General features: G+C 59.7%; 26 protein-coding genes and 1 tRNA gene. 21 read left to right on the top strand and 6 right to left on the bottom strand.

The window, feature by feature from the left end; all coding sequences use genetic code 11:
- Nucleotides 1-73: 73 nt before the first annotated feature.
- The 17 genes from HX801_RS08160 to HX801_RS08080 all read left to right on the top strand — a co-directional run bounded on the left by HX801_RS08160 (nucleotide 74) and on the right by HX801_RS08080 (nucleotide 13,279).
- Nucleotides 74-427, top strand: a complete 354-nt coding sequence (locus HX801_RS08160) for a ribbon-helix-helix domain-containing protein (RefSeq protein WP_043225921.1) — start codon at nucleotides 74-76, stop codon at nucleotides 425-427.
- Between the two features lie 218 nt (nucleotides 428-645).
- Entirely contained in the window at nucleotides 646-867 is a 222-nt protein-coding gene (locus HX801_RS08155; RefSeq protein ID WP_003209804.1) for an FmdB family zinc ribbon protein, read from the top strand.
- A gap of 108 nt (nucleotides 868-975) precedes the next feature.
- Nucleotides 976-2,751 carry an aspartate--tRNA ligase gene (aspS, locus tag HX801_RS08150; protein ID WP_003209808.1) on the top strand — a complete coding sequence of 592 codons (1,776 nt, stop codon included), beginning with the start codon at nucleotides 976-978 and terminating at the stop codon, nucleotides 2,749-2,751.
- 151 nt (nucleotides 2,752-2,902) lie between these two features.
- Complete coding sequence (locus tag HX801_RS08145; protein ID WP_003209810.1) at nucleotides 2,903-3,649, top strand: YebC/PmpR family DNA-binding transcriptional regulator; 747 nt, start codon at nucleotides 2,903-2,905, stop codon at nucleotides 3,647-3,649.
- A gap of 155 nt (nucleotides 3,650-3,804) precedes the next feature.
- Nucleotides 3,805-4,329, top strand: a complete 525-nt coding sequence (ruvC, locus tag HX801_RS08140; protein WP_003209812.1) for a crossover junction endodeoxyribonuclease RuvC — start codon at nucleotides 3,805-3,807, stop codon at nucleotides 4,327-4,329.
- A 115-nt stretch (nucleotides 4,330-4,444) separates the two neighbouring features.
- Nucleotides 4,445-5,056 carry a Holliday junction branch migration protein RuvA gene (gene ruvA, locus HX801_RS08135; RefSeq protein WP_003209814.1) on the top strand — a complete coding sequence of 204 codons (612 nt, stop codon included), beginning with the start codon at nucleotides 4,445-4,447 and terminating at the stop codon, nucleotides 5,054-5,056.
- Nucleotides 5,057-6,115 carry a Holliday junction branch migration DNA helicase RuvB gene (gene ruvB / locus HX801_RS08130; protein WP_003209815.1) on the top strand — a complete coding sequence of 353 codons (1,059 nt, stop codon included), beginning with the start codon at nucleotides 5,057-5,059 and terminating at the stop codon, nucleotides 6,113-6,115.
- 138 nt (nucleotides 6,116-6,253) lie between these two features.
- Complete coding sequence (ybgC, locus tag HX801_RS08125) at nucleotides 6,254-6,709, top strand: tol-pal system-associated acyl-CoA thioesterase (protein ID WP_008432379.1); 456 nt, start codon at nucleotides 6,254-6,256, stop codon at nucleotides 6,707-6,709.
- Between the two features lies 1 nt (nucleotide 6,710).
- The gene (gene tolQ / locus HX801_RS08120; RefSeq protein ID WP_003209819.1) at nucleotides 6,711-7,406 is read left to right on the top strand and encodes a protein TolQ; all 696 of its coding nucleotides are present in this window, start codon (nucleotides 6,711-6,713) and stop codon (nucleotides 7,404-7,406) included.
- 23 nt (nucleotides 7,407-7,429) lie between these two features.
- A complete protein-coding gene (tolR, locus tag HX801_RS08115) occupies nucleotides 7,430-7,882 on the top strand; it encodes a protein TolR (protein WP_161635741.1) in 453 nt (150 codons plus the stop codon).
- On the top strand, nucleotides 7,882-8,955 hold the full coding sequence (tolA, locus tag HX801_RS08110) for a cell envelope integrity protein TolA (protein ID WP_003209823.1): 1,074 nt from the start codon (nucleotides 7,882-7,884) through the stop codon (nucleotides 8,953-8,955). Before tolR ends, tolA begins: the two co-directional genes overlap by 1 nt.
- A 17-nt stretch (nucleotides 8,956-8,972) precedes the next feature.
- The gene (gene tolB / locus HX801_RS08105; RefSeq protein ID WP_032868196.1) at nucleotides 8,973-10,253 is read left to right on the top strand and encodes a Tol-Pal system beta propeller repeat protein TolB; all 1,281 of its coding nucleotides are present in this window, start codon (nucleotides 8,973-8,975) and stop codon (nucleotides 10,251-10,253) included.
- Nucleotides 10,254-10,308: 55 nt separating this feature from the next.
- On the top strand, nucleotides 10,309-10,809 hold the full coding sequence (pal, locus tag HX801_RS08100) for a peptidoglycan-associated lipoprotein Pal (RefSeq protein WP_003209827.1): 501 nt from the start codon (nucleotides 10,309-10,311) through the stop codon (nucleotides 10,807-10,809).
- Between the two features lie 6 nt (nucleotides 10,810-10,815).
- Complete coding sequence (gene ybgF / locus HX801_RS08095; RefSeq protein ID WP_023659229.1) at nucleotides 10,816-11,649, top strand: tol-pal system protein YbgF; 834 nt, start codon at nucleotides 10,816-10,818, stop codon at nucleotides 11,647-11,649.
- 164 nt (nucleotides 11,650-11,813) lie between these two features.
- Entirely contained in the window at nucleotides 11,814-12,461 is a 648-nt protein-coding gene (queE, locus tag HX801_RS08090; RefSeq protein WP_003209831.1) for a 7-carboxy-7-deazaguanine synthase QueE, read from the top strand.
- A 1-nt stretch (nucleotide 12,462) separates the two neighbouring features.
- Entirely contained in the window at nucleotides 12,463-13,140 is a 678-nt protein-coding gene (gene queC, locus HX801_RS08085) for a 7-cyano-7-deazaguanine synthase QueC (RefSeq protein WP_043225928.1), read from the top strand.
- Nucleotides 13,141-13,203: 63 nt separating this feature from the next.
- Nucleotides 13,204-13,279 (top strand) — tRNA-Lys (locus tag HX801_RS08080).
- A gap of 118 nt (nucleotides 13,280-13,397) precedes the next feature.
- Here the strand turns inward: HX801_RS08080 and pstB are convergent.
- The 5 genes from pstB to lldD all read right to left on the bottom strand — a co-directional run bounded on the left by pstB (nucleotide 13,398) and on the right by lldD (nucleotide 18,436).
- Entirely contained in the window at nucleotides 13,398-14,177 is a 780-nt protein-coding gene (gene pstB / locus HX801_RS08075; RefSeq protein WP_003209835.1) for a phosphate ABC transporter ATP-binding protein PstB, read from the bottom strand.
- Nucleotides 14,177-15,049 (bottom strand): phosphate ABC transporter permease PstA, encoded by an 873-nt coding sequence (pstA, locus tag HX801_RS08070; RefSeq protein WP_003209837.1) that lies wholly within the window; start codon nucleotides 15,047-15,049, stop codon nucleotides 14,177-14,179. The genes pstB and pstA overlap by 1 nt, the downstream gene beginning before the upstream one ends.
- Nucleotides 15,046-16,041 carry a phosphate ABC transporter permease subunit PstC gene (pstC, locus tag HX801_RS08065; protein ID WP_177021878.1) on the bottom strand — a complete coding sequence of 332 codons (996 nt, stop codon included), beginning with the start codon at nucleotides 16,039-16,041 and terminating at the stop codon, nucleotides 15,046-15,048. Before pstC ends, pstA begins: the two co-directional genes overlap by 4 nt.
- Nucleotides 16,042-16,107: 66 nt before the next feature.
- Nucleotides 16,108-17,124, bottom strand: coding sequence for a phosphate ABC transporter substrate-binding protein PstS (pstS, locus tag HX801_RS08060; RefSeq protein ID WP_003209841.1), 1,017 nt, complete (start codon nucleotides 17,122-17,124; stop codon nucleotides 16,108-16,110).
- A 169-nt stretch (nucleotides 17,125-17,293) separates the two neighbouring features.
- Nucleotides 17,294-18,436: an FMN-dependent L-lactate dehydrogenase LldD gene (lldD, locus tag HX801_RS08055; RefSeq protein WP_003209842.1), complete on the bottom strand. Its 1,143-nt coding sequence runs from the start codon at nucleotides 18,434-18,436 to the stop codon at nucleotides 17,294-17,296.
- A 107-nt stretch (nucleotides 18,437-18,543) separates the two neighbouring features.
- On the opposite strand from lldD, the gene HX801_RS08050 reads away from it, so the two are divergent.
- Nucleotides 18,544-19,449, top strand: a complete 906-nt coding sequence (locus HX801_RS08050) for a LysR family transcriptional regulator (RefSeq protein ID WP_003209844.1) — start codon at nucleotides 18,544-18,546, stop codon at nucleotides 19,447-19,449.
- On the opposite strand, the gene HX801_RS08045 is transcribed toward HX801_RS08050, so the two are convergent.
- On the bottom strand, nucleotides 19,446-21,404 hold the full coding sequence (locus HX801_RS08045) for a PAS domain-containing sensor histidine kinase (RefSeq protein ID WP_177021869.1): 1,959 nt from the start codon (nucleotides 21,402-21,404) through the stop codon (nucleotides 19,446-19,448). The two genes, HX801_RS08050 and HX801_RS08045, sit on opposite strands and share 4 nt — an antisense overlap.
- Nucleotides 21,405-21,763: 359 nt before the next feature.
- On the opposite strand from HX801_RS08045, the gene HX801_RS08040 reads away from it, so the two are divergent.
- From HX801_RS08040 to nadA, 3 genes are all read left to right on the top strand, one after another.
- Nucleotides 21,764-23,050 (top strand): OmpP1/FadL family transporter, encoded by a 1,287-nt coding sequence (locus HX801_RS08040; protein ID WP_003209847.1) that lies wholly within the window; start codon nucleotides 21,764-21,766, stop codon nucleotides 23,048-23,050.
- A 128-nt stretch (nucleotides 23,051-23,178) separates the two neighbouring features.
- Nucleotides 23,179-24,750 carry a lactate dehydrogenase gene (locus HX801_RS08035; protein WP_218166016.1) on the top strand — a complete coding sequence of 524 codons (1,572 nt, stop codon included), beginning with the start codon at nucleotides 23,179-23,181 and terminating at the stop codon, nucleotides 24,748-24,750.
- Nucleotides 24,751-24,969: 219 nt separating this feature from the next.
- Nucleotides 24,970-26,028, top strand: coding sequence for a quinolinate synthase NadA (gene nadA / locus HX801_RS08030; protein WP_003209852.1), 1,059 nt, complete (start codon nucleotides 24,970-24,972; stop codon nucleotides 26,026-26,028).
- Nucleotides 26,029-26,060: the final 32 nt, after the last annotated feature.

Genomic DNA, 26,060 nt, shown 5'->3' with positions numbered 1-26,060 from the left:
GTCGTCTTGATGTTTTATAGCTCAACGGCCAACGAGAACATGAGTGGCCGTCAGGCAATGGAGTGTCAAGTGTATGTCACGCGGAGCAGGTAATGGAGTTATGGAAACGTGCGGATTGCACAAGATAAAGGTAGATCCCTTTGCCAAGGGGTTCGATATGAACTTGGCCAGGCCATTGTCCCGATCGGTTCGGCTTAATGGTTTTTCGACGTGTTTGCGGCTCGAAGAGGTGTATTGGAATATCCTCGCGGAGATCGCCAGGATCAATACGTGTTCGGTCAGTGCGCTGCTGTCTTACGTAGACCGGGAAGTGCACTTGCGTTATGGCGGTGTAAAGAACTTCAGCGGTCTGGTCAGGGTAGTTTGCGTGGTGCATGTATTGAAAGGGCGGCTTGTCGCGCCCAGTGTCCAGCCGGACCCTGCATGAACCTTGTGCCGGGCGCCCGTCCCGGGATTGCCCCGGGTCGGGCGGCTGGCAGAAGCCTGCTGCAGACATCTATATAAAGAGCAGCGCGCCGCTACGGCTGCACAGCCTCGATTTACCAGATATAATCCCGGGCTTTGCTGCGCATGCCGGGACTTTCCCACAGGATAGAGCCAGGGCAGGGCGTGGCGCAGTAATGATCTGATCGCCGAGACATCTCCATGCCCATGTACGACTATCAATGCGCTTCCTGTGGTCATCAGTTGGAAGCCATTCAAAAGATCAGCGCAGCGCCGCTGGTCGATTGCCCTGCCTGCCAGGCACCGGAGCTCAAGAAGATGTTGTCCATGCCGGGCTTTCGCCTGAGTGGCAACGGTTGGTACGAGACCGACTTCAAGACCGGTTCGAAGAAGAATCTGGCCGGCGGCGACAAAGCAGACTGAGTTGAACTCTACGCGCAGGCTCCTGCATTATCCGTCACCTGACTTAGCTGTACGGTGATGAGGCGGGCCTCCACCGAATTTCGAATTACGAGAAGCGAAACCACTATCATGATGCGCAGCCACTATTGCGGCCAACTGAACGAGACCCTGGAAGGTCAGGAAATCACCCTTTGCGGATGGGTTCACCGTCGCCGCGACCACGGCGGGGTGATCTTCCTCGATATCCGTGATCGTGATGGTCTGGCCCAGGTGGTGTTCGATCCGGACCGCGCCGAGAGCTTCGCCGCCGCCGATCGCGTGCGCAGCGAGTACGTCGTGAAGATCACCGGCAAGGTTCGCCTGCGTCCGGCCGGTGCCACCAACGCCAACATGGCGTCGGGCATGATCGAAGTGCTGGGTTACGAACTGGAAGTGCTGAACGAGTCGGAAACCCCGCCGTTCCCGCTGAACGAGTTCTCTGACGTTGGCGAAGAAACCCGCCTGCGTTATCGCTTCCTGGACCTGCGTCGCCCGGAAATGGCCGAGAAGCTGCGCCTGCGTTCGCGCATGACCACCAGCATCCGTCGCTTCCTCGACGAGAACGGCTTCCTCGACGTCGAGACGCCGATCCTGACCCGTGCTACCCCGGAAGGCGCCCGCGACTACCTGGTGCCGAGCCGTACCCACGCCGGTTCCTTCTTCGCCTTGCCGCAATCGCCACAGCTGTTCAAGCAACTGCTGATGGTCGCCGGCTTCGACCGTTACTACCAGATCGCCAAGTGCTTCCGTGACGAAGACCTGCGGGCCGACCGCCAGCCGGAATTCACCCAGATCGACATCGAGACCAGTTTCCTCGATGAAAAAGAGATCATGGGCATCACCGAGCAGATGATCCGCAACCTGTTCAAGGAAGTGCTGAACCTGGAGTTCGGCGAATTCCCGCACATGACCTTCGAAGAAGCCATGCGCCGTTACGGTTCCGACAAGCCAGACCTGCGTAACCCGCTGGAACTGGTTGACGTTGAAGACCAACTGAAAGATGTCGACTTCAAGGTGTTCAGCGGCCCGGCCAACGACCCGAAATGCCGTATCGCCGCACTGCGCGTGCCTGGCGCTGCGAGCATGCCGCGCAAGCAGATCGACGACTACACCAAGTTCGTCGGCATCTACGGTGCCAAGGGCCTGGCGTACATCAAGGTCAACGAGCGCGCCAAGGGCGTTGAAGGCCTGCAGTCGCCAATCGTCAAGAACATCCCTGAAGCCAACCTCAATGTGATCCTGGATCGTGTTGGCGCAGTTGACGGCGACATCGTGTTCTTCGGTGCCGACAAGTCGAAGATCGTCAGCGAAGCGCTGGGTGCACTGCGGATCAAGGTCGGCAACGACCTGAACCTGCTGACCTGCCAGTGGGCGCCGATGTGGGTTGTCGACTTCCCGATGTTCGAAGAAAACGACGACGGCAGCTTCAGCGCACTGCACCACCCGTTCACCGCGCCGAAGTGCACGCCGCAAGAGCTGGAAGCCAACCCGGCTGGCGCTCTGTCCCGTGCCTACGACATGGTGCTCAACGGCACCGAGCTGGGTGGCGGTTCGATCCGTATCCACCGCAAGGAAATGCAGCAATCGGTCTTCCGCCTGCTGGGCATCAACGAAGATGAGCAGCAAGAGAAGTTCGGCTTCCTGCTCGACGCCCTGAAATACGGCGCGCCACCCCATGGCGGCCTGGCCTTTGGCCTGGACCGTCTGGTGATGCTGATGACCGGTGCCCAGTCGATCCGTGAAGTGATTGCCTTCCCGAAAACCCAAAGTGCTGCCGACGTCATGACGCAAGCACCGGGTGTGGTGGATGCCAAGGCACTGCGCGAGCTGCATATCCGTCTGCGCGAGACACCAAAGGCTGAGTAAGGCCGCAGCGTGAAAGCGCGATAAGGTTTTACATTGTCAGCTAAGGGCGCATCTTCGGATGCGCCTTTGCGTTACAAGGGCTGCACGTTAAAGAGGGAAGTCCCGCCTGGGGCGGGATCGACAGGTTTCTACAGAATTTCGGAGTTGTGTTATGGCTGGCCATTCCAAGTGGGCGAACATCAAGCACCGCAAAGAGCGTCAGGATGCCAAGAAAGGCAAGATCTTCACCAAGTGGATTCGCGAGCTGACCGTTGCCGCGCGCCAGGGTGGCGGTGACCCGGGTTCCAACCCGCGCCTGCGCCTGGCCCTGGACAAAGCCCTCGGCGCCAACATGAGCCGCGACATCATCGACCGCGCCGTGGCCCGTGGTGCCGGTGCGGCCGATACCGACGACATGGTCGAGTTGAGCTACGAAGGCTACGGCCCGGGTGGCGTGGCGGTGATGGTCGAGTGCATGACCGACAACCGCAACCGTACCGCGGCTGCCGTGCGCCATGCGTTCAGCAAATGTGGCGGCAACCTCGGCACTGACGGTTCGGTAGCCTACCTGTTTGAGCGCAAGGGGCAGATTTCCTTCGCGCCTGGCGTGGATGAAGATGCGCTGATTGAGGCGGCAATGGAGGCCGATGCCGACGACGTGGTGACCAACGAAGACGGTTCCATCGACGTGTTCACCTCGTTCGCGGGCTTCTATTCGGTGCGTAACGCCCTGGAAGCGGCTGGTTTCAAAGGCACCGACGCGGAAATCGTGATGCTGCCGACCACCAGCGCCGAGCTGGACCTGGACGGGGCGCAGAAGGTACTCAAGATGCTCGACATGCTTGAAGACCTGGATGACGTGCAGAACGTCTATTCCAATGCCGATATTCCGGAATCGGTGGCTGAACAGCTAGGCTGAAGGATGATGCAGATCTAATGTGGGAGCGGGCTTGCTCGCGAAGGCGGCGTGTCAGTCAGTCAATACGGTGACTGATACACCGCCTTCGCGAGCAAGCCCGCTCCCACATTTTGATCTTGGCTATATCAAGAATTTTTTATCCAACTGCAGGCGTTATGACTCTAATCCTAGGTATCGACCCCGGTTCGCGAATCACCGGCTTTGGCGTGGTCCAACAGACCCCGCGAGGCTGCGTGTACGTGGCGTCGGGCTGTATCCGTACCGGCGCCGGCGAGTTGGCCGAGCGCTTGCAGATCGTGTATCGCGGCGTGCGTGAAGTGATCCAGACCTATGGGCCAGTGACCATGGGCATCGAAAAAGTGTTCATGGCGAAAAACGCCGACTCCGCCCTGAAGCTCGGCCAGGCCCGCGGTGCGGCCATCGTGGCCGGAGCCGAGGAGGGCATGGAGATCGCTGAATACACCGCGACCCAGGTCAAGCAAGCCGTGGTCGGTACCGGTGCTGCCAATAAAGAGCAGGTGATGATGATGGTCATGCACATGCTCAAACTCACCGCCAAACCGCAAATCGATGCCTCCGACGCCCTGGCCATTGCCATTTGCCATGCCCATACCCGTTCCAGCCTGATGCCCCATGGCTTGGGGACCGCACGCAGTCGTGGCGGCCGGCTGCGTCTCTGATAGCATCAGCGCATTCATTCTGCGTGGGGTGCATGAACGGCCTGTGCTGTCGGCCGGCATGCCCGCGTTATTACCGGCCAGGCCTTGATTTGAGCCGATTCTTAAGGATTCGAACGTGATTGGACGCTTGCGCGGCACCCTGGCTGAGAAACAGCCACCGCACCTGATTCTGGATGTAAACGGGCTGGGTTATGAGCTTGAAGTGCCCATGACCACCCTCTACCGCTTACCGTCGGTCGGTGAACCGCTGACCCTGCACACTCACCTGGTGGTGCGCGAAGACGCGCAATTGCTCTATGGGTTCGTTGGCAAGCGTGACCGGGATTTTTTCCGTGAGCTGATCCGCCTCAACGGCGTGGGGCCGAAGCTGGCGCTGGCGCTGATGTCGAGCCTGGAAGTGGATGAATTGGTGCGCTGTGTGTCGGCCCAGGACACGTCCGCGCTGACCAAGGTACCGGGCGTTGGCAAGAAAACCGCCGAGCGCCTGCTGGTGGAGCTCAAAGACCGCTTCAAGGCCTGGGAGGTTGTGCCGAGCATGTTTGCCCTGGTGCCCAACCAGCCTGATGCGCCGGGTGTGCCGGTGGCCAGCGCTGAAAGCGATGCGGTCAGCGCGCTGATCTCCCTGGGCTACAAGCCGCAAGAGGCGAGCAAGGCCGTGTCAGCCATCAAGGACAAGAACCTGAGCAGCGAAGACATGATCCGCCGCGCCCTGAAGGGAATGATTTAAGTGATTGAAGCTGATCGTCTGATCGCGGCCACCGGGCCTCGTGATCGTGAAGAAATCCAGGACCGGGCGATTCGCCCCCTGAGCCTTGCCGAATACATCGGCCAGCCCACCGTGCGCGAGCAGATGGAGCTGTTCATCCAGGCCGCGCGCGGGCGCAGCGAGTCCCTGGACCACACGTTGATCTTCGGCCCGCCCGGGCTCGGCAAGACCACCCTGGCCAACATCATCGCCCAGGAAATGGGCGTGTCGATCAAGTCCACCTCCGGCCCCGTGCTGGAGCGCCCGGGCGACCTGGCGGCGCTGCTGACCAACCTGGAGCCCCACGACGTACTGTTTATCGACGAGATCCACCGGCTTTCGCCCATCGTCGAGGAAGTACTGTACCCGGCCATGGAAGACTTCCAGCTGGACATCATGATCGGTGAAGGCCCGGCGGCGCGCTCGATCAAGCTCGACCTGCCACCGTTCACGCTGGTGGGTGCGACCACCCGTGCGGGCATGCTGACCAACCCGCTGCGAGACCGTTTCGGGATTGTTCAACGTCTAGAGTTCTATAGCACGGCGGATCTGGCCACCATCGTCAGCCGTTCGGCGAGCATCCTTGGCTTGCCCCTGGACCCGGAAGGCGCCTTTGAAATCGCCCGCCGCGCCCGTGGTACCCCGCGGATTGCCAACCGTCTGCTGCGCCGGGTGCGCGACTTTGCCGAAGTGCGGGCCAAGGGGCATATCACCAAGCCCGTGGCAGACCTGGCGCTGAACCTGCTGGATGTGGATGAGCATGGCTTTGATCACCAGGACCGGCGCCTGCTGTTGACCATGATCGAGAAGTTCGACGGCGGCCCGGTGGGCGTGGACAGCCTCGCCGCCGCCATCAGCGAAGAGCGGCATACGATTGAGGATGTACTGGAGCCGTATCTGATTCAGCAGGGCTACATCATGCGCACGCCAAGGGGGCGTGTGGTCACCCGGCATGCGTATCTGCACTTTGGGTTAAACATTCCGTCACGATTGGGCGAGATGCCCGTAGTAGACGAATTCCTCGATGCAGTAGACGATTAAAAACGCTTGGCGATTCGATTTATTCGGAGTTTGTGCTGTCCTAGTGGCTGGCGTCGTCATTCTTTCGTTAGAAATGTGCCACAGAATGAAAAACAGTTGCCTGGCCGGATTGGCAACCTGAGGAGTAAGCACTAGAGTATGCGCGCGCAAAACGGGGATCAGTCGTTCGCACATCGCTGTCGCGTTTATTACGAGGACACCGATGCTGGCGGCATCGTTTATTACGTCAATTACCTAAAGTTCATGGAGCGGGCTCGAACCGAGCGGCTACGGGAGCTGGGCTTTGCCCAATCCCAGCTGGCAGGGGAGGACCTGTTGTTTGTCGTGCATTCCAGCGAGGCGCGTTACCACGCGCCGGCGCGACTGGACGATGAACTGCTGGTCAGCGCAGAAATAACCGAATTGAACCGTGCCAGCCTGCGCTTTAAACAGCAGGTCAGGCGGGCTACGGATGCAACGCTGCTCTGTGAGGGGCAGTTCCTGGTGGCCTGTGTTCGCACCAATAGTTTGAAACCCCGGGCCATTCCCGAAACTCTACGCGCGGCCTTTGCCGGCGTGAGCGGCGCGGGTAAACATTCAGAGCAGGAGATTTAGCGTGGAACCTACCGTCGTCGACCATTCCTCCATGTGGAGCCTGGTCAGCAATGCCAGTGTCGTGGTTCAACTGGTGATGCTGGTCCTGGTAGCCGCATCGGTTACCTCTTGGGTCATGATTTTTCAGCGCAGCAACCTGCTGCGTGCTGGTCGACGTGCCCTGGAGAGCTTCGAAGAGCGCTTCTGGTCGGGTATCGACCTGTCCAAGCTGTACCGCCAGGCGGGCAGCAACCCGGACCCGGATTCGGGCGTCGAGCAGATCTTCCGCGCCGGCTTCAAGGAATTCTCCCGTCTGCGCCAGCAGCCAGGCGTTGACCCGGAAGCGGTCATGGAAGGCGTGGCCCGTGCCATGCGCGTCGCCATCTCCCGCGAAGAAGAAAAGCTTGAGCAAAGCCTGCCGTTCCTCGCCACCGTAGGTTCCGTCAGCCCGTATATCGGCCTGTTCGGTACCGTATGGGGGATCATGAACTCCTTCCGCGGCCTGGCCCAGGCCCAGCAAGCGACCCTGGCCACCGTGGCCCCGGGTATCGCCGAAGCGCTGATCGCCACCGCCATCGGCCTGTTCGCAGCTATTCCCGCAGTAATCGCCTACAACCGTTTTGCCGCTCGTGGCGAAACCTTGATCAGCCGTTACTACACCTTCGCCGATGAATTCCAGGCGATCCTGCACCGTAAAGTGCACACCAGCGAAGAATAAGCAGGTAATTCCCAATGGCTTTAATCGCTCGAGCTCGCAAAAAGCGCAAGCCGGTCGCCGAGATGAACGTAGTGCCTTACATCGACGTGATGCTGGTGCTGCTGGTTATCTTCATGGTGACCGCGCCGATGCTCAATCAGGGCGTGAAGGTTGATCTGCCCAAGGTTTCCAGCGAAGCCTTGCCGCAGGACAACAACACCCAGGTCCTGACCATTTCGATCAAGGCTGACAAGACCTATTACTGGAACCTTGGCAGCGAAGTCGACACTCAGAAACAGCAGGACAAGGCCATGACCTTGCCGCAGATGACTGATGCCGTGACCAAGATCATTCGCGCCGGCAACGAAGGTGGCAAGCACACCCAGGTGTTCATTCGCGGCGACAAGGTCGTCGACTACGGCTCCGTCATGGGCGCCATGGGCGGGCTGCAGAAGGCCGGGGTCGGTAATGTTGGCTTGATTACCGAGGCGCCCTGATGCACCAACAGCGAGAGCCGTCCGCCTCGGAAAGCTACTTCTGGCCTAGCGTCTGGGCAATTGCCCTGCACGTCCTGGTGTTTGGCATGCTGTTCGTCAGCTTTGCCATGACCCCGGACCTGCCGCCAGCCAAGCCGATCGTGCAGGCGACCCTGTATCAGCTGAAATCGAAAAGCCAGGCCACCACCCAGACCAATCAGAAGATTGCGGGTGAGGCCCAGAAGTCGGCTGCGCGCCAGACTGAAGTCGAGCAGATGGAACAGAAGAAGGTCGAGCAGGAAGCGGTGAAGGCTGCTGCGGAACAAAAGAAAGAAGAGGCGGCTCAAAAGGCCGAGGAATCGAAAAAGGCTGACGAGGCGAAGAAAGCTGCAGAGGCGCAAAAGGCTGATGAAGCCAAGAAAGCCGATAAAGCTGCCGAAGCCAAGAAGGCTGAAGAGAAACAATTGGCTGATATAGCCAAGAAGAAATCTGAAGAAGAAGCCAAGAAGGCTGCCGAAGAAGAGGCCAAGAAAAAGGCCGCTGAAGACGCGAAGAAAAAGATAGTCGAAGACGCGAAGAAGAAAGCCGCGGACGACGCCAAGAAGAAAGCTGAAGCTGACGAGGCGAAGAAGAAGATCGCCGACGATGCGAAGAAGAAAGCTGCTGCCGATGCCTCCAAGAAAAAGGCCCAGGAAGCAGCGCGTAAATCGACCGAAGACAAAAAGGCCCAGGCCTTGGCCGATTTGCTTTCCGACACGCCGCAGCGCCAGCAAGCCTTGGCCGATGAACGTGGTGATGAAGTCGCGGGCAGTTTCGACGACCTGATTCGTTCACGGGCAGCGGAAGGGTGGACCCGTCCTCCTTCGGCACGTAAAGGCATGACAGTAGTGCTGCAGATCGGCATGTTGCCGGACGGTACGGTGACTTCGGTCAGCGTGGCCAAGTCCAGTGGCGACGGTTCGTTCGACAGTTCGGCGGTAGCAGCGGTCAAGAACATTGGCCGGTTGACCGAGATGCAGGGAATGAAACCAAGCGACTTCGCTCCCTACCGTTCATTCAAGATGACATTCACACCTGAGGATCTAGCCTTGTGAGAAACCTTCTTCGAGGAATGCTTGTCGTTATTTGCTGCATGGCAGGGATAGCGGCGGCGGATGAAAAGAACATCCTGGTCACCAGCGGTAGCGATCGGGCCACCCCGATCGCCGTTGTGCCGTTTGGCTGGCAGGGCGGCAGCGTGCTGCCGGACGATATGTCGCAGATCATCAGCGATGACCTGCGCAACTCCGGCTACTACGCACCGATCGACAAAGGCAACATGATCAGCCAGCCGACCCAGGCCAGCGAAGTCATCTTTCGTGACTGGAAAGCGCTGAACGCCCAGTACCTGATGGTGGGCAGCATCACGCCCGCCGGCGGTCGCCTGCAGATCCAGTACACCCTGTTCAACGTCGCGACCGAGCAGCAAGTGCTGACCGGCAGCGTGTCGGGCACCACGGATCAGCTGCGGGACATGGCGCACTACATCTCCGACCAGTCGTTTGAAAAGCTGACCGGGATCAAGGGTGCCTTCTCCACGCGCTTGCTCTATGTAACGGCCGAGCGTTTTTCGGTAGACAACACTCGTTACACTTTGCAGCGTTCCGACTATGACGGCGCGCGTGCAGTGACGCTGCTGCAATCCCGTGAGCCGATCCTGTCGCCGCGTTTCGCGCCAGATGGCAAGCGTATCGCCTACGTGTCCTTTGAACAGAAGCGTCCACGGATCTTCGTCCAGCACATCGATACCGGTCGCCGTGAGCAGATCACCAACTTCGAAGGCCTGAATGGCGCGCCAGCCTGGTCGCCGGATGGTTCACGCCTGGCATTCGTATTGTCCAAGGATGGCAACCCGGACATCTACGTGATGAACATGGCTTCGCGCCAACTGAGCCGTGTTACCAGCGGCCCGGGTATCAACACCGAACCGTTCTGGGGCAAGGATGGCTCGACCATCTACTTCACCTCCGACCGTGGCGGCAAGCCGCAAGTCTACAAAACCAGCGTCAACGGCGGCGGCGCCGAACGTGTGACCTTTATTGGTAACTACAACGCTGCACCTAAGCTTTCGGCTGATGAAAAGACGTTGGTGATGATTCACCGTCAGGATGGTTTCACTAATTTCCGGGTTGCGGCCCAGGATTTGCAGCGTGGAACCGTAAAAATCCTTACAGATACCAACCTTGATGAGTCAGCTACTGTTGCGCCCAACGGCACCATGGTAATCTACGCCACCCGCCAGCAGGGCCGGGGAGTCTTGATGCTCGTGTCCATTAATGGACGCGTAAGGCTCCCGCTTCCTACCGCTCAAGGCGAAGTCAGAGAACCGTCCTGGTCCCCTTACCTGAACTGACGCGGCGCTACAAAAAGAAGTACTTAACACACTGGGGTTCATTAGGAGTTTCACGATGGAAATGCTGAAGTTTGGTAAGTTTGCTGCTCTGGCTCTGGCTCTGTCCGTAGCCGTTGGTTGCTCGTCTAAAGGCGGCGACAATGCCGGTGAAGGCGCAGCTGTTGATCCAAACGCTGGTTACGGCGCTAACACTGGTGCAGTTGACGGCTCCCTGAGCGAAGAAGCTGCTCTGCGCGCTATCACCACTTTCTACTTCGAATACGACAGTTCGGACCTGAAACCAGAAGCCATGCGCGCTCTGGACGTTCACGCGAAGGACCTGAAAGCTAACGGCGCTCGCGTTGTTCTGGAAGGTAACACCGACGAACGTGGTACTCGTGAGTACAACATGGCACTGGGCGAGCGTCGTGCGAAAGCCGTTCAGCGCTACCTGGTTCTGCAAGGTGTTGCTCCAGGCCAACTGGAACTGGTTTCCTACGGTAAAGAGCGTCCAGTTGCTACTGGCCACGACGAGCAGTCCTGGGCTCAAAACCGTCGCGTCGAACTGCGTAAGTAATTCGTCATGCGAACGTGCCGTCGTGCTCTAACTGTATTGGCTCTCAGCCTGGCACCGCTTGCGGTGTGGGCTGCGGTTCCTGTGGAAGATAGCAACTCTGGCTATAACAATAGCGGGAGCAGTTATCCGCCAGCGGGTTATGGCACGAACGGCGCCTATGCCGGGGGCGCGGCAACTGCCGCGCCTTCGGCACAGGGCGAACTGTTCAACCAGCTGCAACGCATGCAGGATCAATTGTCGCAGCAACAAGGCACGATTGAGGTTCTGCAGAATCAAGTGAACCAGCTGAAGCAAGAAGGCCTGGAGCGTTACCAGGATCTTGATCGACGCATTGGAGCCGGCGTTACACCAGCCGCCACTCCTGATAATTCTTCTGCCGGTGGCGCCGCAAGCGCCGCCGGTGGTGCAGCGGCAGGGGCCGCGGCTGCGAGCCAAGCCCCTGCCGCCAGCAGCGAACCGGGTGATCCGGCGAAGGAAAAGCTGTATTACGATGCAGCCTTCGACCTGATCAAAGCCAAGGATTTCGATAAGGCCAGCCAGGCTTTTACCGCATTCCTGCGCAAATACCCGAACAGCCAGTACGCGGGCAACGCCCAGTACTGGTTGGGTGAGGTGAACCTGGCCAAGGGTGATCTGCAGGGCGCAGGCCAGGCATTTGCCAAGGTCAGCCAGCTGTACCCCAAGCACGCCAAGGTGCCGGATTCGCTGTACAAACTGGCTGACGTAGAACGCCGCCTGGGTCATACCGACAAGGTCAAAGGCATTCTGCAGCAGGTGGTGGCCCAGTATCCGGGTACCTCTGCGGCCCAGTTGGCTCAGCGGGATCTGCAACGCATGTAAGCGTCGCAACCCGTTCAGAAGAAACCCGCGCCCTGCGCGGGTTTTTTCGTTAGAATCCACGCCCTTTTATGAAACACGCTTCCTGGGGTTTACGCGTTGGCGGAATTCCTCGAAGTGCCTGACGGAGGCGGACAGCCTGTTTAGCTGTTACGCCCGTGGCGACTATGCAAGACACATTACGTATCACCGAAGTTTTTTACTCGTTGCAGGGTGAAACGCGCACTGCCGGGCTGCCCACTGTATTTGTGCGCCTCACCGGTTGCCCGCTGCGTTGCCAGTACTGCGACAGCGCCTACGCCTTCAGCGGCGGCACCGTGCGCACCCTTGAAGACATCCTTGAGCAGGTGGCCGGTTACCGGCCGCGTTATGTCTGCGTCACGGGTGGCGAGCCCCTGGCACAGCCCAATGCCATTCCCTTGCTCAAGCAGTTGTGCGATGCCGGTTACGAGGTGTCCCTGGAAACCAGCGGCGCCCTCGATATCTCTGCAGTCGACCCTCGGGTCAGCCGAGTCGTCGACCTCAAGACCCCAGGCTCCAAAGAAGTGCACCGCAACCGCTACGAGAACATTGAGCTGCTGACGGCCAACGACCAGGTCAAGTTCGTCATCTGTTCCCGTGAAGACTACGACTGGGCGACCTCCAAGCTGATCCAGTATGGCCTGGACCGCCGGGCCGGCGAAGTGCTGTTTTCCCCCAGCCATCATGACCTGAATGCTCGCGACCTGGCCGACTGGGTCGTTGCAGACAACCTTCCGGTGCGTCTGCAACTGCAGCTGCACAAGTACCTGTGGAACGATGAGCCGGGGCGCTGAGATGACTGATCAAAAACGTGCGGTGATCCTGCTGTCCGGCGGCCTCGACTCCGCGACCGTGGTCGCCATGGCCCGTGCAGAAGGCTACAGCTGCTACACCATGAGCTTCGACTACGGCCAGCGTCACCGTGCCGAACTGAACGCTGCCGCCCGTGTCGCCCGAGACCTGGGCGCGGTTGAGCACAAGGTGATCGGCCTGAATCTCGACGGCATGGGTGGCTCGGCGCTGACCGACAGCTCCATCGACGTGCCGCAAGGCCCCAGCGAAGGCATTCCGGTGACCTACGTGCCGGCACGCAACACGGTCTTCCTGTCCCTGGCCCTCGGCTGGGCCGAGGTGCTCAATGCCCGCGACATCTTCATCGGCGTCAACGCCCTGGACTACGCCGGATACCCGGACTGCCGCCCCGAGTACATCGAGTCGTTCGAGCGCATGGCCAACCTGGCGACCAAGGCCGGTGTAGAAGGGCAGGGCTTTCGCATCCTGGCGCCACTGCAGAACCGCAGCAAGGCCGATATCGTGAAGGCAGGCGTAGGACTTGGCGTCGATTACTCGCTGACTGTTTCCTGCTATCAGGCAGACACTGATGGTCGCGCTTGTGGGAAATGCGACAGCTGCAGACTGCGTGCAGAGGGCTTCCAAGCGGCCGGAATTACTGACCCAACGCGTTATTTCTGATTTATTTTAAATAAGGTGTTGAATAATCCTTAGAAATCAGTATTATACGCGCCACCACACAGCGGGTCGTTAGCTCAGTTGGTAGAGCAGTTGGCTTTTAACCAATTGGTCGTAGGTTCGAATCCCACACGACCCACCATTTTTGGCGGTTTAGAAAATCCGGAAGGCCCACGCAAGTGAGGATTTCCGGGTTTTTTTTTGCCCAGTAAAAAGCCGATCACTCTCGCGACAGAGAGTGATCGGCTTTTTTGTTAAAGCTAGCCAAACCGCCCGGTGATGTAGTCCTCGGTCTGTTTCATCTTCGGCTTGGTGAAGATCTCATCCGTATTGCCATGCTCAATCAGTTCGCCCATGAACATGAACGCCGTGCTGTCCGACACCCGGGCGGCCTGCTGCATGTTGTGGGTCACGATGATCACCGTGTATTGCTCTTTCAGCTCGGTGATCAACTGCTCGATGCGCCCGGTGGAAATCGGGTCGAGCGCCGAGGTCGGTTCATCCAGCAACAATACTTGCGGGCGCAGCGCAATGGTGCGGGCGATGCACAGGCGTTGCTGTTGTCCGCCTGAAAGACTCTGGGCGCTTTGTTTGAGTTTGTCTTTCACCTCATCCCACAGCGCGCCGCCGCGCAAGGCTTGCTCGACTCGATCATCCATTTCCCGGCGCGACAGCTTTTCGTGGTGGCGCACGGCATAGGCGATGTTGTCGTAGATCGACATCGGGAACGGCACCGGCTTCTGGAAGACCATCCCGACGTGGCTGCGCAGGCGGTTCATCGAGTAGCCGGGGGCGAGGATGTTTTCGCCATTGAGCAGCACTTCACCGCGGGCTTCCTGCTTCGGGTACATCGAGTAGATACGGTTGAACACCCGCAGCAAGGTCGACTTGCCGCAGCCCGATGGGCCGATGATCGCGGTGATGCGTTTTTCCGGAATGTCGATGTCGATGGATTTCAGCGAACGTTGGTTGTTGTAGAAAAACTCCAACCCACGGACACGGATTTTGGTTTTTTCAGGATCAAGGCGGGTCGATTGCATCAGTGGGACCTATTGCGCAAAAGAATCAGGCGAGACAGCAAGCTCAGCACCAGCACGAACATCGTCAGTACCAAGGCGCCTGCCCATGCGAGGGAGTGCCAGTCATCGAAGGGGCTCATGGCGTACTGGAAAATAACCACCGGCACGCTGGCAATCGGCTTGAGCAGGTTGCTGCTCCAGAACTGGTTGCCGAAGGCGGTGAACAGCAGCGGCGCGGTTTCCCCGGTAATCCGCGCCAGCGCCAGCAGGATGCCGGTCACCACGCCGGCCTTGGCCGCTCTCAACACGATCTGCAACGTCAGTTTCCACTGGGGTACGCCCAGGGCCAGGGCCGCCTCGCGCATGGTGGAAGGTTGCAGCTGGAGCATCTCGTCGGTCGTGCGCACCACCACCGGAATCACCAGCAAGGCCAGCGCCAGGGCACCGGCAATGGCGGAGAAACCTACCTGGTGATTGGTCAGCAGGTTCAGCGGCAGGATCACCCCGGTGTAGATGAACAGGCCCAGCACGATCGACGGCGCGGACAGCAGGATGTCGTTGATGAAACGCACCGTGGTACCCAGGCGCGAGTGCCGTGCGAATTCCGCCAGCCAGATACCGGCCATCAGTCCGATGGGCGTGCCAATCAGCAGCGCAATCCCGGACATCAGGGCGCTGCCATAAAACGCGTTGGCCAGGCCGCCGTCTGTTCCGGGTGGCGGCGTCATCTCGGTAAACAGGCGCAGGTTGAGCGCCTGAAAGCCGTTGATGATGGTGGTCAGCAGAATCCACGCCAGCCACAGCAGGCCAAAGACTGTCGCGCCACAACTGAGCAGCATGGCCACCCGGTTCTTCAAGGCACGCTTGCGGTACAGGCGTTCGTTGCTGCTCATAGGCCCTCCTTGCGGGACAGGCGCATGAGCATCAGCCGCGCCAGTGCCAGCACCACGAATGTCACGATAAACAGCAGGAAGCCCAGGGCGATCAGCGCCGAACGATGCAGGTCGGTGTACGCCTCGCTGAACTCGTTGGCGATGACGGACGCGATGGAACTGCTGGGCATCAGCAACGAGGCGGAGAACTGTTGCGCGTTGCCCAGCACGAAGGTGACGGCCATGGTTTCACCCAGGGCGCGACCGAGGCCGAGAAAGATCCCGCCGATCACTGCCGAACGGGTGTAGGGCAGGACGATGTCCCACACCACTTCCCAGGTAGTACTGCCCAGTGCGTAGGCCGACTCCTTCAATTGAGTCGGCACACTGCGGAAAACCTCATGCATCACCGACGTGATGAACGGCGTGATCATGATCGCCAGCACGATGCCGGCGGTCAGCATCCCGATGCCCAGCGGTGGCCCCTGGAACAGCGATCCAATAAACGGAAGCGCACCCAGGTAATCGTTGATCCAGGGTGACAAGTGTTCAGCCATAAAGGGCCCGAAAACAAACAGGCCCCACATGCCATAGATAATCGAGGGAATGCCCGCGAGCAATTCAACGGCGGAGGCGACCGGCATTCTGAGCCAGGGCGGCGCCACTTCGGTGAGGAAAATCGCGATGCCGAAACTCACCGGCACCGCAATCAGCAACGCCAGCAACGAGGTGACCAAGGTGCCGTAGATCGGTACCAGGGCGCCAAAGTGGTTGTTGACCGCATCCCACTCGGTGCTGGTGATGAAACCGAAACCGAAGGTCTTGAAGGCCAGGCCACCGCCCCACAGGGTGGAGGCGGCGATGCTTGCCAAGAGCAGCAGCACCAGCATCGCGGCCCCGAACATCGAGCGTTTGAACCACAGATCGTGGCGCTGATCGCGAGCGGCGCGGCTATCACCCGACACGTCGCTTGCGTGAGTAGTCATAACCAGGGATTGCACGGTGTCGTTCATATCAGAAGTGCTCACCCGCCTCCATCAAGCATGCACATGCTTGAGGAAGGGGGCTATAGAGGCGGATCAGTGGGCGAAGTCAGACTTCCAGTAACCTTCGATCCGGGTCACGAGGGAATCGGGCAACGCTACGTAGTCCAATGCCGCAGCCTGCTGCTGACCTTTCTCCAACGACCATTTGAAGAAGTTGAAAGCGGCCTGGCTTTGCTCGGCGTTTTTTGCCTGCTTGTACATGATGATCCAGGTGGTCGCCGTGATCGGCCACGCGTTCTCGCCCGGTGCGTTGGTCATGATCAGGTTGAAGTCATGGGCGTTGGCCCAATCGGCAGTATCAGCCGCTGCCTGGAAGGCCTTGGCGTTGGGCTCGACGAATTTGCCGGACGCGTTCTTCAGTGAGGCGTAGGTCATCTTGTTTTGCAGGGCGTAGGCGTATTCAACAAAGCCGATGGAGTTCTTGATCTGCTTCACGTAGGCCGAAACACCTTCGTTACCCTTGCCGCCCACACCGACCGGCCACGGCACGGTGGTGCCGAAACCGATTTTGGTTTTCCAGCCATCACTGACTTTGGAGAGGTAGTTGGTGAAGTTGTACGAGGTGCCCGAGCCGTCCGAGCGGTGGACCACGGTGATATTCGCGCCCGGCAGTTTCAAGCCGGGGTTGAGGGCGGCAATCGCCGGGTCGTTCCAGGCCTTGATGTCACCGAGGAAGATCTTCGCCAGCACATCACCATCGAGTTTCAGCTGGCCAGCTGCAACGCCCTCGACGTTCATCACCGGCACGATGCCGCCAATCACGCTTGGGAATTGGCCGAGGCCGCCGGCCTTCAGTTCATCCGCCGACAGCGGCGCGTCGGACGCACCGAAGTCCACGGTAGCCGCCTTGATCTGGGCGATACCACCACCGGAGCCGATGGACTGGTAGTTGATCCGGTCACTGGAGCTTTTGCTGTATTCCTGGGACCACTTGGACAGCACCGGGTAGACAAAACTGGAGCCTGCGCCCGTGACGTCAGTGGCGTGAGCGACACCACTCAGGCACAGGGCAGTGAACAACACTGACAGACTCTTTTTGGTCAGCAACATCACGACGACACCTCAAAGGAAGGGGGCAGGTGGAGGGCCCCACCTGCCTGGGACGTGACGATTTAATTCCTGAAATGTGTCTGTTTAATGACGGTTTGGCTTTATGAAGAAACATTTAGAAATATCTGTGGGCGACCCCGGAAGGGATGCTCCGAGGTCGCTGCACTGATCAACCCTGGCTGCGCACCAGGATCGACTCATCGATCTGGGCGATCGACGTGACTCCGGTCAACGTCATGGCCACGCGCATTTCCTTGGCGAAGATATCCAGCAGGTTCTCCACGCCACGCTGCCCGTCGGCGGCCAGTGCGTAAGCCTGTGCACGGCCCAGCAGAACGCCCTTGGCGCCCAGCGCGAGCATGCGCACCACGTCCAGCCCCGAGCGTACGCCGGAGTCCACCAGCACCGTCAGATCGCTGCCCACGGCTTGTACGATAGGCGCCAGTGCCTTGGCTGTGGACAGCACGCCATCAAGCTGGCGCCCGCCGTGGTTGGATACGACGATGCCGTCGGCACCAAAGCTCACCGCGTCCTTGGCATCCTGTGGGTCGAGGATGCCTTTGATGATCATCGGGCCTTTCCAGAATTCGCGGATCCACTCCAGGTCTTTCCAACTGATGGAAGGGTCGAAGTTGTTGGCCAGCCAGCCGATGTAGTCCTTCAGTTGGGTGGGCTTGCCCAGGTACTTGGAGATGTTGCCCAGGTCGTGGGGGCGACCCAGCAGGCCCACATCGAAGGCCCAGGCCGGTTTGGTCATGGCCTGCAGGATTTGGCGTTGCGGCCCGTAGGCACCGGACATACCCGAATGGGCGTCGCGATAACGCGCGCCGGGGGTGGGCATGTCGACCGTGAACACGAGGTTTTTCACCCCGGCGGCCTGGGCGCGCTCCAGGGCGTTTTTCATGAAGCCGCGGTCTTTCAGCACATACAGCTGAAACCAGATCGATTGCGGGCTCTGGGACGCCACTTCCTCGATCGGGCACACGGAAACGGTCGACAGGCAAAACGGAATGCCCTTGTTCGCTGCCGCCTTCGCCGCCTGGACTTCACCACGCCGGGCAAACATGCCGGTCAGGCCCACCGGGCTGAGGACCACCGGCATCGCCAATGGCTGGTCGAACAACGTGGTTTCAAGGCTCAGGCTTTCGACGTTGCGCAGGATGCGCTGGCGCAGGCTGATATCCGACAGGTCCGAGCTGTTGGCCCTGAGGGTGTGTTCGGCGTAGGCGCCGCCGTCGATGTAGTCGAACAGGAAACGCGGCAGTTTGCGGCGGGCGGCTTCGCGGTAATCCGATGCAGACGAAATGATCATGAACAGTGATGCCCCGAGTGAAGAAAACGGTGGGGTGAGGATAGACAAAGGCCTTTCATGGTAAAAACAACTTTTCCAACTTGAATCAAGTCGCAAACGGAATACTCATGAACCTTCGTACGTTGCTGGCCTTTGTCGAAGTAGTTCGCCAGGGCAGCTTCTCACAAGCAGCCGAGGTGGTTTCGCTCACCCAGTCTACCGTCAGCAAGGCGGTCAAGACTCTGGAAGATGAATTGGGCACGCCGCTGTTCAATCGCATCGGCCACAAGAGCGAGCTCACGGCCGCCGGCGAAATTGCCTACCGCCGAGCGCTGGTGTTGCTGGCGGAGCGCAGTGACCTGGTGGCCGAGATCAACGACTTGCTGGGGCTCAAGCGCGGTGTATTGCGCATCGGCTTGCCGCCGGTGGGCAGTGGGGTGCTGTTTGCGGCGATGTTTGCCTTGTATCGGCAGCGCTATCCGGAAATCGAGATCGAGCTGATCGAGCATGGCAGCAAGAAGTTGGGCGAATGCCTGGAGGCCGGGGAGGTGGACCTGGCCGCGTTGCTGGTACCGGTGGCGGGAGAATTTGAATATCAGGATGTGCGCGTCGAGCCACTGATGGTGGTGATGCCGATTGACCATCCTTTGGCCGGGCGCAAAAGCGTCGATTTTTCCGACCTGGCTGACTCGCCCTTTATTCTGTTCGAGGCCGGGTTTGCGCTTAACCGGATCATTCTCACAGCCTGCGAGCGCAGAGGCGTAGTCCCGCGTATCACCGCCCGCAGTGCCCAGATCGACTTTATCGTCGACCTGGTTGCCGCAGGCCTGGGTGTCGCGTTTCTACCGAGCATGCTGGCTTACAAACACCTGCACGCCGGCATCGCCCTGATCCAGCTGGACGAGCCCCAGACTGATTGGCACATCGCCCTGGCTTGGCGGCGACAGGCGCACTTGCCACCGGCGGCGCGGGCCTGGCTGGATCTGGCCCTGGAGATGGGGAATGTTCCGGACACGACCCGGCCTGCGGTCTAGCCTTGTGCGACCAGGGGCAGGCGGCTCTTGACGACTTTTTGCAGCAGCAGGGCCAGCACCTCGGTGGAATACGGCTTTTGCAGCAAGACAAAACGGCTGGCTTCTTCCTGGGCGATACGCGCGTATTCGTCGTTGTAGCCGGTGGTGAGCACCACCGGCAGCCATGGGTACAAGGCTTCGATTGCGTCCAGCAACTCCAGGCCACTCATACCGGGCATGGAGATATCGGAGAACACCACCTGGAAGCTTTCCGGGTTGGGGGCCAGGGCTTCCAGCGCGCTGTTCGCATCCGGCACCCACAGCACGTGAAAGCCCATCTGTTCCAGGGTTTGCGAGGTGTACAGGCCCACATCGGCGTTGTCCTCGACCATCAGCACGCACAAGCCTGAGATGATGGGCGAAACGCTGGTGTCTTGAGGTACCGGCATGGCACTTGGCTCGACCTTGGGCAGGTACAGCGTAAATTGGCTACCCCTGCCGCACTCGCTCTGTACCAGGATTTCCCCGCCTGATTGCTTGGCGAAGCCGTACACCTGGGACAAGCCCAGGCCGGTGCCCTGGCCGATACCCTTGGTGGTGTAGAAGGGCTCAAAGATCGCGTCGAGTTTTTCCGGCGGGATACCCGAGCCGGTGTCCGCCAGTTCGATGGTCACGTAATCGGCGACACGTACCGGGTGAGCGCGAACCGAGGGTAGCCAGCTTGCCGTCGAAACGGTGATGGTCAAATGCCCGTTGCCGGCCATGGCATCCCTGGCGTTCACCACCATGTTGACCAGCGCGGTATCGAACTGGCTTTCGTCGGCGTTGATAAAGCAGGCGTCGTCAGGCACCTGGATGCTTACCTTGACCCGTGAACCGGTCAGGCTGTCCATCATCTCGCCCACCCGCTTTACACTTTCGCCGACGTTGAACACCTCGGGTCGCAAAGCCTGGCGGCGGGCGAATGTGAGCAACTGGGCCGTCAGGCGGGCCGCGCGATCGACCGTGCTGGCGATGGCTTCCACGTATTTCACGCGGCGTGCTTCGCTCAGGGCAGGTGGCTTGAGCAAGTCGGCACAGGACTTGATCACCGTCAGCAGGTTATTGAAATCATGTGCGACACCGCCAGTGAGTTGGCCGATGGCTTCCAGTTTCTGTGACTGACGCAGGGCGTCTTCCGACAGTCGCAGGGCTTCCTTGGCTTCTTCCTCAGCCTGGATATCACGGCCCACGGCGTGGATGTAGTCGCTGTCGGGCACGGCCGTCCAGGCGATCATGCGGTAGCTGCCGTCCTGGTGGCGGTAACGGTTCTTGAAATTGGGGAAGTTCTTGCCATCGCCCAAACGGCTGACCGCCGAGGATGAGACGGCCAGGTCGTCGGGGTGAACCAGGGCCAGCAACTGGCTGCCCACCAGGTCGTTTTCGGCGTGGCCGAGCATGCGTGTCCAGGCCGGGTTCACGGCGGAGATCACACCGTCGAGTTGTGCCACCAGCATCAGGTCCGGCGACAGGCGCCAGATACGGTCGCGATCGCGAGTGCGCTCGACCACCCGCTGTTCCAGGGACTCGTTGAGTTTGCGCAGGGACTCTTCGGCTTCGCGCAGGGGCGTGATGTCCCGGGATACGCAGAGGATTTTCTCCGGCAGGCCGTCACTGCCCATGATCGGGCTGACGTTCACGTGCCACCATTTAAGGTTGCCGGCCAGGGTGTGGGCAGCGCCGACAAAGCTGGCATTGCGACCGGCCTTGGCGGCCTCAACGGCAGCCTTGGCATCGAGATTGCCCTGGTCGTGCCAGAAGTCGGGCCAGGGGCAGCCGCGGATCGCATTGAAGTCGCTGACTTCCATGATCTGCTTGCCGCCTTCGCTCATGAAGGTCAGGCGGGCGTCGAGGTCCAGCACCTTGATGCAATCGTTGATGCTGGCAAGCACGCGTTCGGTGAAGGCTTCGCTGTGGTTGAGGCCCGCGGCGGACAAATCACTCTCGCCAGATTCAGGTGGGCTGTTTGTCTCAGGACCCGTCCCGATAGTGCTATTCATTTGAGTGCTGCCACGCGTGTTAAATGGCCGTCATCATGTCATTGCGACACTTATATCACCAGCGCCTTCACGCTTATTCGATGGCAGGCAATCCGGCATGCTGCAAGCGTGACGGCGAGATTAAAACCCGTCAGTCATATTCAGGTTCCGGGGTCTGAATAAGTGCTGGAAAAACCGTCGAAGTCTTTGAAAGAAATAGGATTGTCGGACAATTTTGTGCATGAAAAACTCTTCATAATTTGCCCGCTCGAAGATTGGTAGCTTCCTCTCGCTGCCCAATAATTCGAGTTCTAATAATGAATAAAAAACTCTTCAAGAGCGCTTTGGCGCTGTCGATTTCCCTTGCCTCCACTTCCTTGTTTGCCGGTGGTTTCGCCCTCAACGAACAAAGCATCAGTTCAATGGGGACCGGTTACGCCGGGCGTTCCTCCTCCGCGGATGACGCCAGCACGGTGTTCGGCAACCCGGCGGGCATGTCTCGCCTCAAGCAGAATGAAGTGAGCATCGGGGCGACCTACCTGGATGCCAAGTCGAACATCAAGGACGCCAGTTCCAGCCAAGGTGGCGTGGACAACCCCGGCACCAACAAAGGCGATATGGTCCCCGGCATCGCCGTACCGATGGGCTACCTGGTGACGCCGATTGATGAACACTGGGCGTTTGGCCTGGGAATCTACGCGCCGTTCGGCCTCGTGACCGACTATGAACACAGCTTCCAGGGCAATGGCTTTGGCAACAAAAGCAAGGTTCAAGTCATCACCGTGCAGCCAACCGTCAGCTATGCCTTCAACGACAAGGTTTCGGTGGGCTTCGGTCCGACCTTCAACCGTATCAGTGGCGAACTGGACTCCAAGGTCCCGGCATTTGGCCTCGGCACGGAAAACGTGAAGGTCAAGGGCGACGACACCGCCACCGGTTTCAACGCCGGTATCCTGGTGCAGCCGATTGAAAGCACGCGCATTGGTGTGACCTACCACTCGCAGGTTGTGTATCACCTGTCGGGCAAAACCAACGCCTCGGGGGTGCTCACCGACCTGGTGGATGGCGGCCCGCAGCGGTATGACGCCAAGCTGGATGTCACCACGCCGTCGTCCGTGGACTTCTCGGTCACCCATAAACTCAACGATGACTGGACCCTGTACGTCGGCAGCACCTACACCCGCTGGAGCCAGTTGAAGAAGATTACGATCAACAACAGTGGCGTCTCTGACCTCGCCACCGAACTGGCCGGCCTGAACTCCATCACCGAAGAACAGCACTGGCATGATACCTGGTCTCACGCCATCGGCCTGTCGTACCAGTTGAACAAGCAACTGGTGCTGCGTACCGGCTTTTCGGTGGACCAGACGCCCACCAACAACACCGACCGGTCCGTACGTATTCCTACGGGCGATCGCACGGTGTTCAGCTTGGGCGCCGGCTGGACGCCAGTGGATAACCTGACCTTCGACGTCGCTTATTCCTACCTGAAAGAAGAGCCGATCAAGGTCCGCGACAATAATCCGCAACTGGCGCTGACCTACGACGCCAAGTATGAAAACAGCGCCAACGGTTTCGGCGGTTCGGTGACTTACCGCTTCTGATGCACCGAAAGAGGGCAAAGAGTCAGTTTTCTTACATGGCTCTTTGCTAGCAATTGTATCGGTCGCGCTACCAAACCTTCCCTGTCTTGGTTAAATTGGCTGCAATCCAGCTCAAGACAGGGATCGTCATGACTACGCTTTCGCCGATCAGCTCCGCCATCGCCCTTACCAATCGACCCGCCGTTACCCCGCCAGCTACGCAGGCGCCAGAAACGGACGCCGCTGCCGTGCGACCTTCCTCGGTGGTCAGCCTTGGCAATGTCACGGTAGACGTTCAAGCCGAGACGTATTCCCGCAACGGCCAATTGCCCGGCCATGGGCCGATCAATGCCTGGGAAAGTGACAGCGACGATGCGGTCACCAAAGCGATCAGCACGAATTTCCCTGCACTGCCCAGAGGCACAGGCTTCAGCGGCCTGGGCGCTACCCTGATCGAGCAATTTGCGAAGAGCGGTACCGACATTTCCCAGTCGGCGCTGAGCACCAGCGCTTCCAGGACCCAAAGCCCTGCCGAACTCAAGGTTCAACAGACGCTGCTGCACAGCAAGGCCGACAACCTGGTCAGCCTGACCGTCAAGACGGCCAGCGGCAAGACCGTCACCTTCAGCCTGGCCAGCCAGTCCGCAGGCCTGGCCGCGCAGGCGAAGGTGGACGGTGGCGCCCTCAGCGCCGCCGAACTCAAGGAAGTCGCCAAGTTGGGCGAAGCCTTCCAGGACGCGATCGACGGCCTGGCCGCCCAGCCGCCGAAACTCGAGCTGAGCAAGCTGACGCAGTTTGATTCCAGCGTATTGGCTTCGGTGGACCTCAGCGGCAAATTGAAAGTGAGCAATACTGACGACCTCACGCTTGCATTCCATGCGGACAGCCAGGGCCGCACCACGCGCATGAGTAGCCCGGCGGGGGAAGTGAGTCTCTCGGTCGACCTGAAGAACGCCGGCATCCTCGGCAACGCCAAGCAACAGGCAATCGCGCTGAAAAGCTACCTGGCCCAGTTCGACAAGGCCCAGGCGCGGGGCAAGGCCGATGCTGACCTGATGGCGATGTTCAAGGATGCGTTTACCGCCATGAACAGCAACTACCCGCAGGGCGCCAAAGCGCCTGCGCCGCTGACCCGCAGCGCGGCAGATCAAGGCCTGCTGACGGGCCTGGCGGATTTCAAGGCCTCCATCAGCCAGGCGGCCAGCTCCCCCAACCCGGCGCGCCCAGGGGAAACCGATACGTTTGCCTATGGGATTTCCCAGAAAACGCGCATCGGCGGCAATGACCTCTCCAATCGCACGATCGATCAGGTCCAGCGATCAAGCCTCGAGGCCAGTTTTCATCAGGGCCTGGATGGCGGGAAGCCGCCGGCTTTCGATACCAGGCGCGAGTCGCAGAACTACCTCTATGTGCAGGTCGACGACAAGGCCAGCAGTGCGGCGAACATCACCTACAAGGATGGTTTCCTGACCAACGCCTCCGTGGACCAAAGCGCCAGCCAGAACACCCGCACCCAGCGATACGAGATGGCTCGACTGGTTAAAGACAGCGTGGTACCGAACGAGGCCACCAGCCATCGCGACTACCTGGTACTGCTGGAATATGCGGCGCGGGAAGGCAAGAGTGCCAAGGGCGCCGATGAAACCATCCTGAAGGATGCCCTGGCGAACATGCATCAGTGGGCGTTGCTGCAAGACGATCCGTCCGCTTTGCCCGGTTAAACCGGTCGTTGTAAAAAAGGGAAACCCCTGGCCGGGTTTCCCTTTTTCATGCCTGGCCGAATCCCAGATTAGGCTTTTGAAACCATTCGATATTCTGTAGCCTTGCGCAGCTTCACCGTGCTTGATGAACACAATCACTTCGTCCGGCGGCGCCCGAAAGGCTCCAGAGCCGGTGGTACACTCGACTTTCGCGCAACTGCGCCTGCAGGTCTTGCGAACATGACGCAAATTTCCGAACGCCTTCTGGTCCAAGCCCACCTCGACGCCAAGCAGCCCAAGGTGCTGAGCGCCGAAGAAGAGGCGGGCTACCGCGCCGCCATCGCCGCCGAGCTCAAGGCTCAGGACGCGGTGCTGGTGGCACACTTCTACTGCGACCCGGTGATTCAGGCCCTGGCCGAAGAAACCGGTGGTTGTGTGTCCGACTCCCTGGAAATGGCCCGCTTCGGCGCGGCGCACCCGGCCAAGACCGTATTGGTGGCGGGCGTGCGATTCATGGGGGAGACGGCCAAGATCCTCACGCCTGAAAAACGCATCCTGATGCCGACACTGGAAGCCACGTGCTCCCTGGACCTTGGCTGCCCGGTGGATGAGTTCTCGGCATTCTGTGATCAGCACCCTGAGCGCACGGTGGTGGTCTATGCCAACACGTCGGCGGCGGTGAAAGCCCGTGCTGATTGGGTGGTGACTTCCAGTTGTGCGCTGGAGATTGTCGAAAGCCTGATGGATAACGGCGAGACGATTATCTGGGGGCCGGACAAGCACCTGGGCACCTATATCCAGCGTCAGACGGGTGCAGACATGTTGCTGTGGGATGGTGCGTGCATCGTGCACGAGGAGTTCAAGTCCAAGCAGTTGGAGGACATGAAGGCGTTGTACCCGGACGCGGCGATTCTGGTGCACCCGGAGTCGCCGACGTCGGTGATCGAGTTGGCGGATGCGGTGGGGTCTACCAGCCAGTTGATTGCGGCGGCGCAGCGGTTGCCGAACAAGACGTTTATCGTGGCCACCGACCGCGGCATTTTCTACAAGATGCAGCAGCTGTGCCCGGACAAGGTGTTTGTCGAGGCGCCGACGGCGGGGAATGGGGCGGCGTGTCGCAGTTGTGCGCATTGCCCGTGGATGGCGATGAATACCCTGGAGCGCACCCTGCAGTGCTTGCGTGAGGGGAGTAATGAGATTTTTGTTGAGCCTTCGGTGATTCCGCAGGCGGTTAGACCGCTGAAGCGGATGTTGGATTTTACTCAGGCGGCTCGGTTGAGGTTGGCGGGGAATGCTTGATCTTGTTTGAGTACATATCCGTTATTTAGGTA

This window comes from Pseudomonas sp. G1002 (genome assembly GCF_013385455.1).
In the GTDB taxonomy this organism is placed as follows: Bacteria; Pseudomonadota; Gammaproteobacteria; order Pseudomonadales; family Pseudomonadaceae; genus Aquipseudomonas.
The sequence above is the reverse complement of the archived record's forward strand: the minus strand, read 5'-3'. Positions and strand labels throughout refer to the sequence as shown.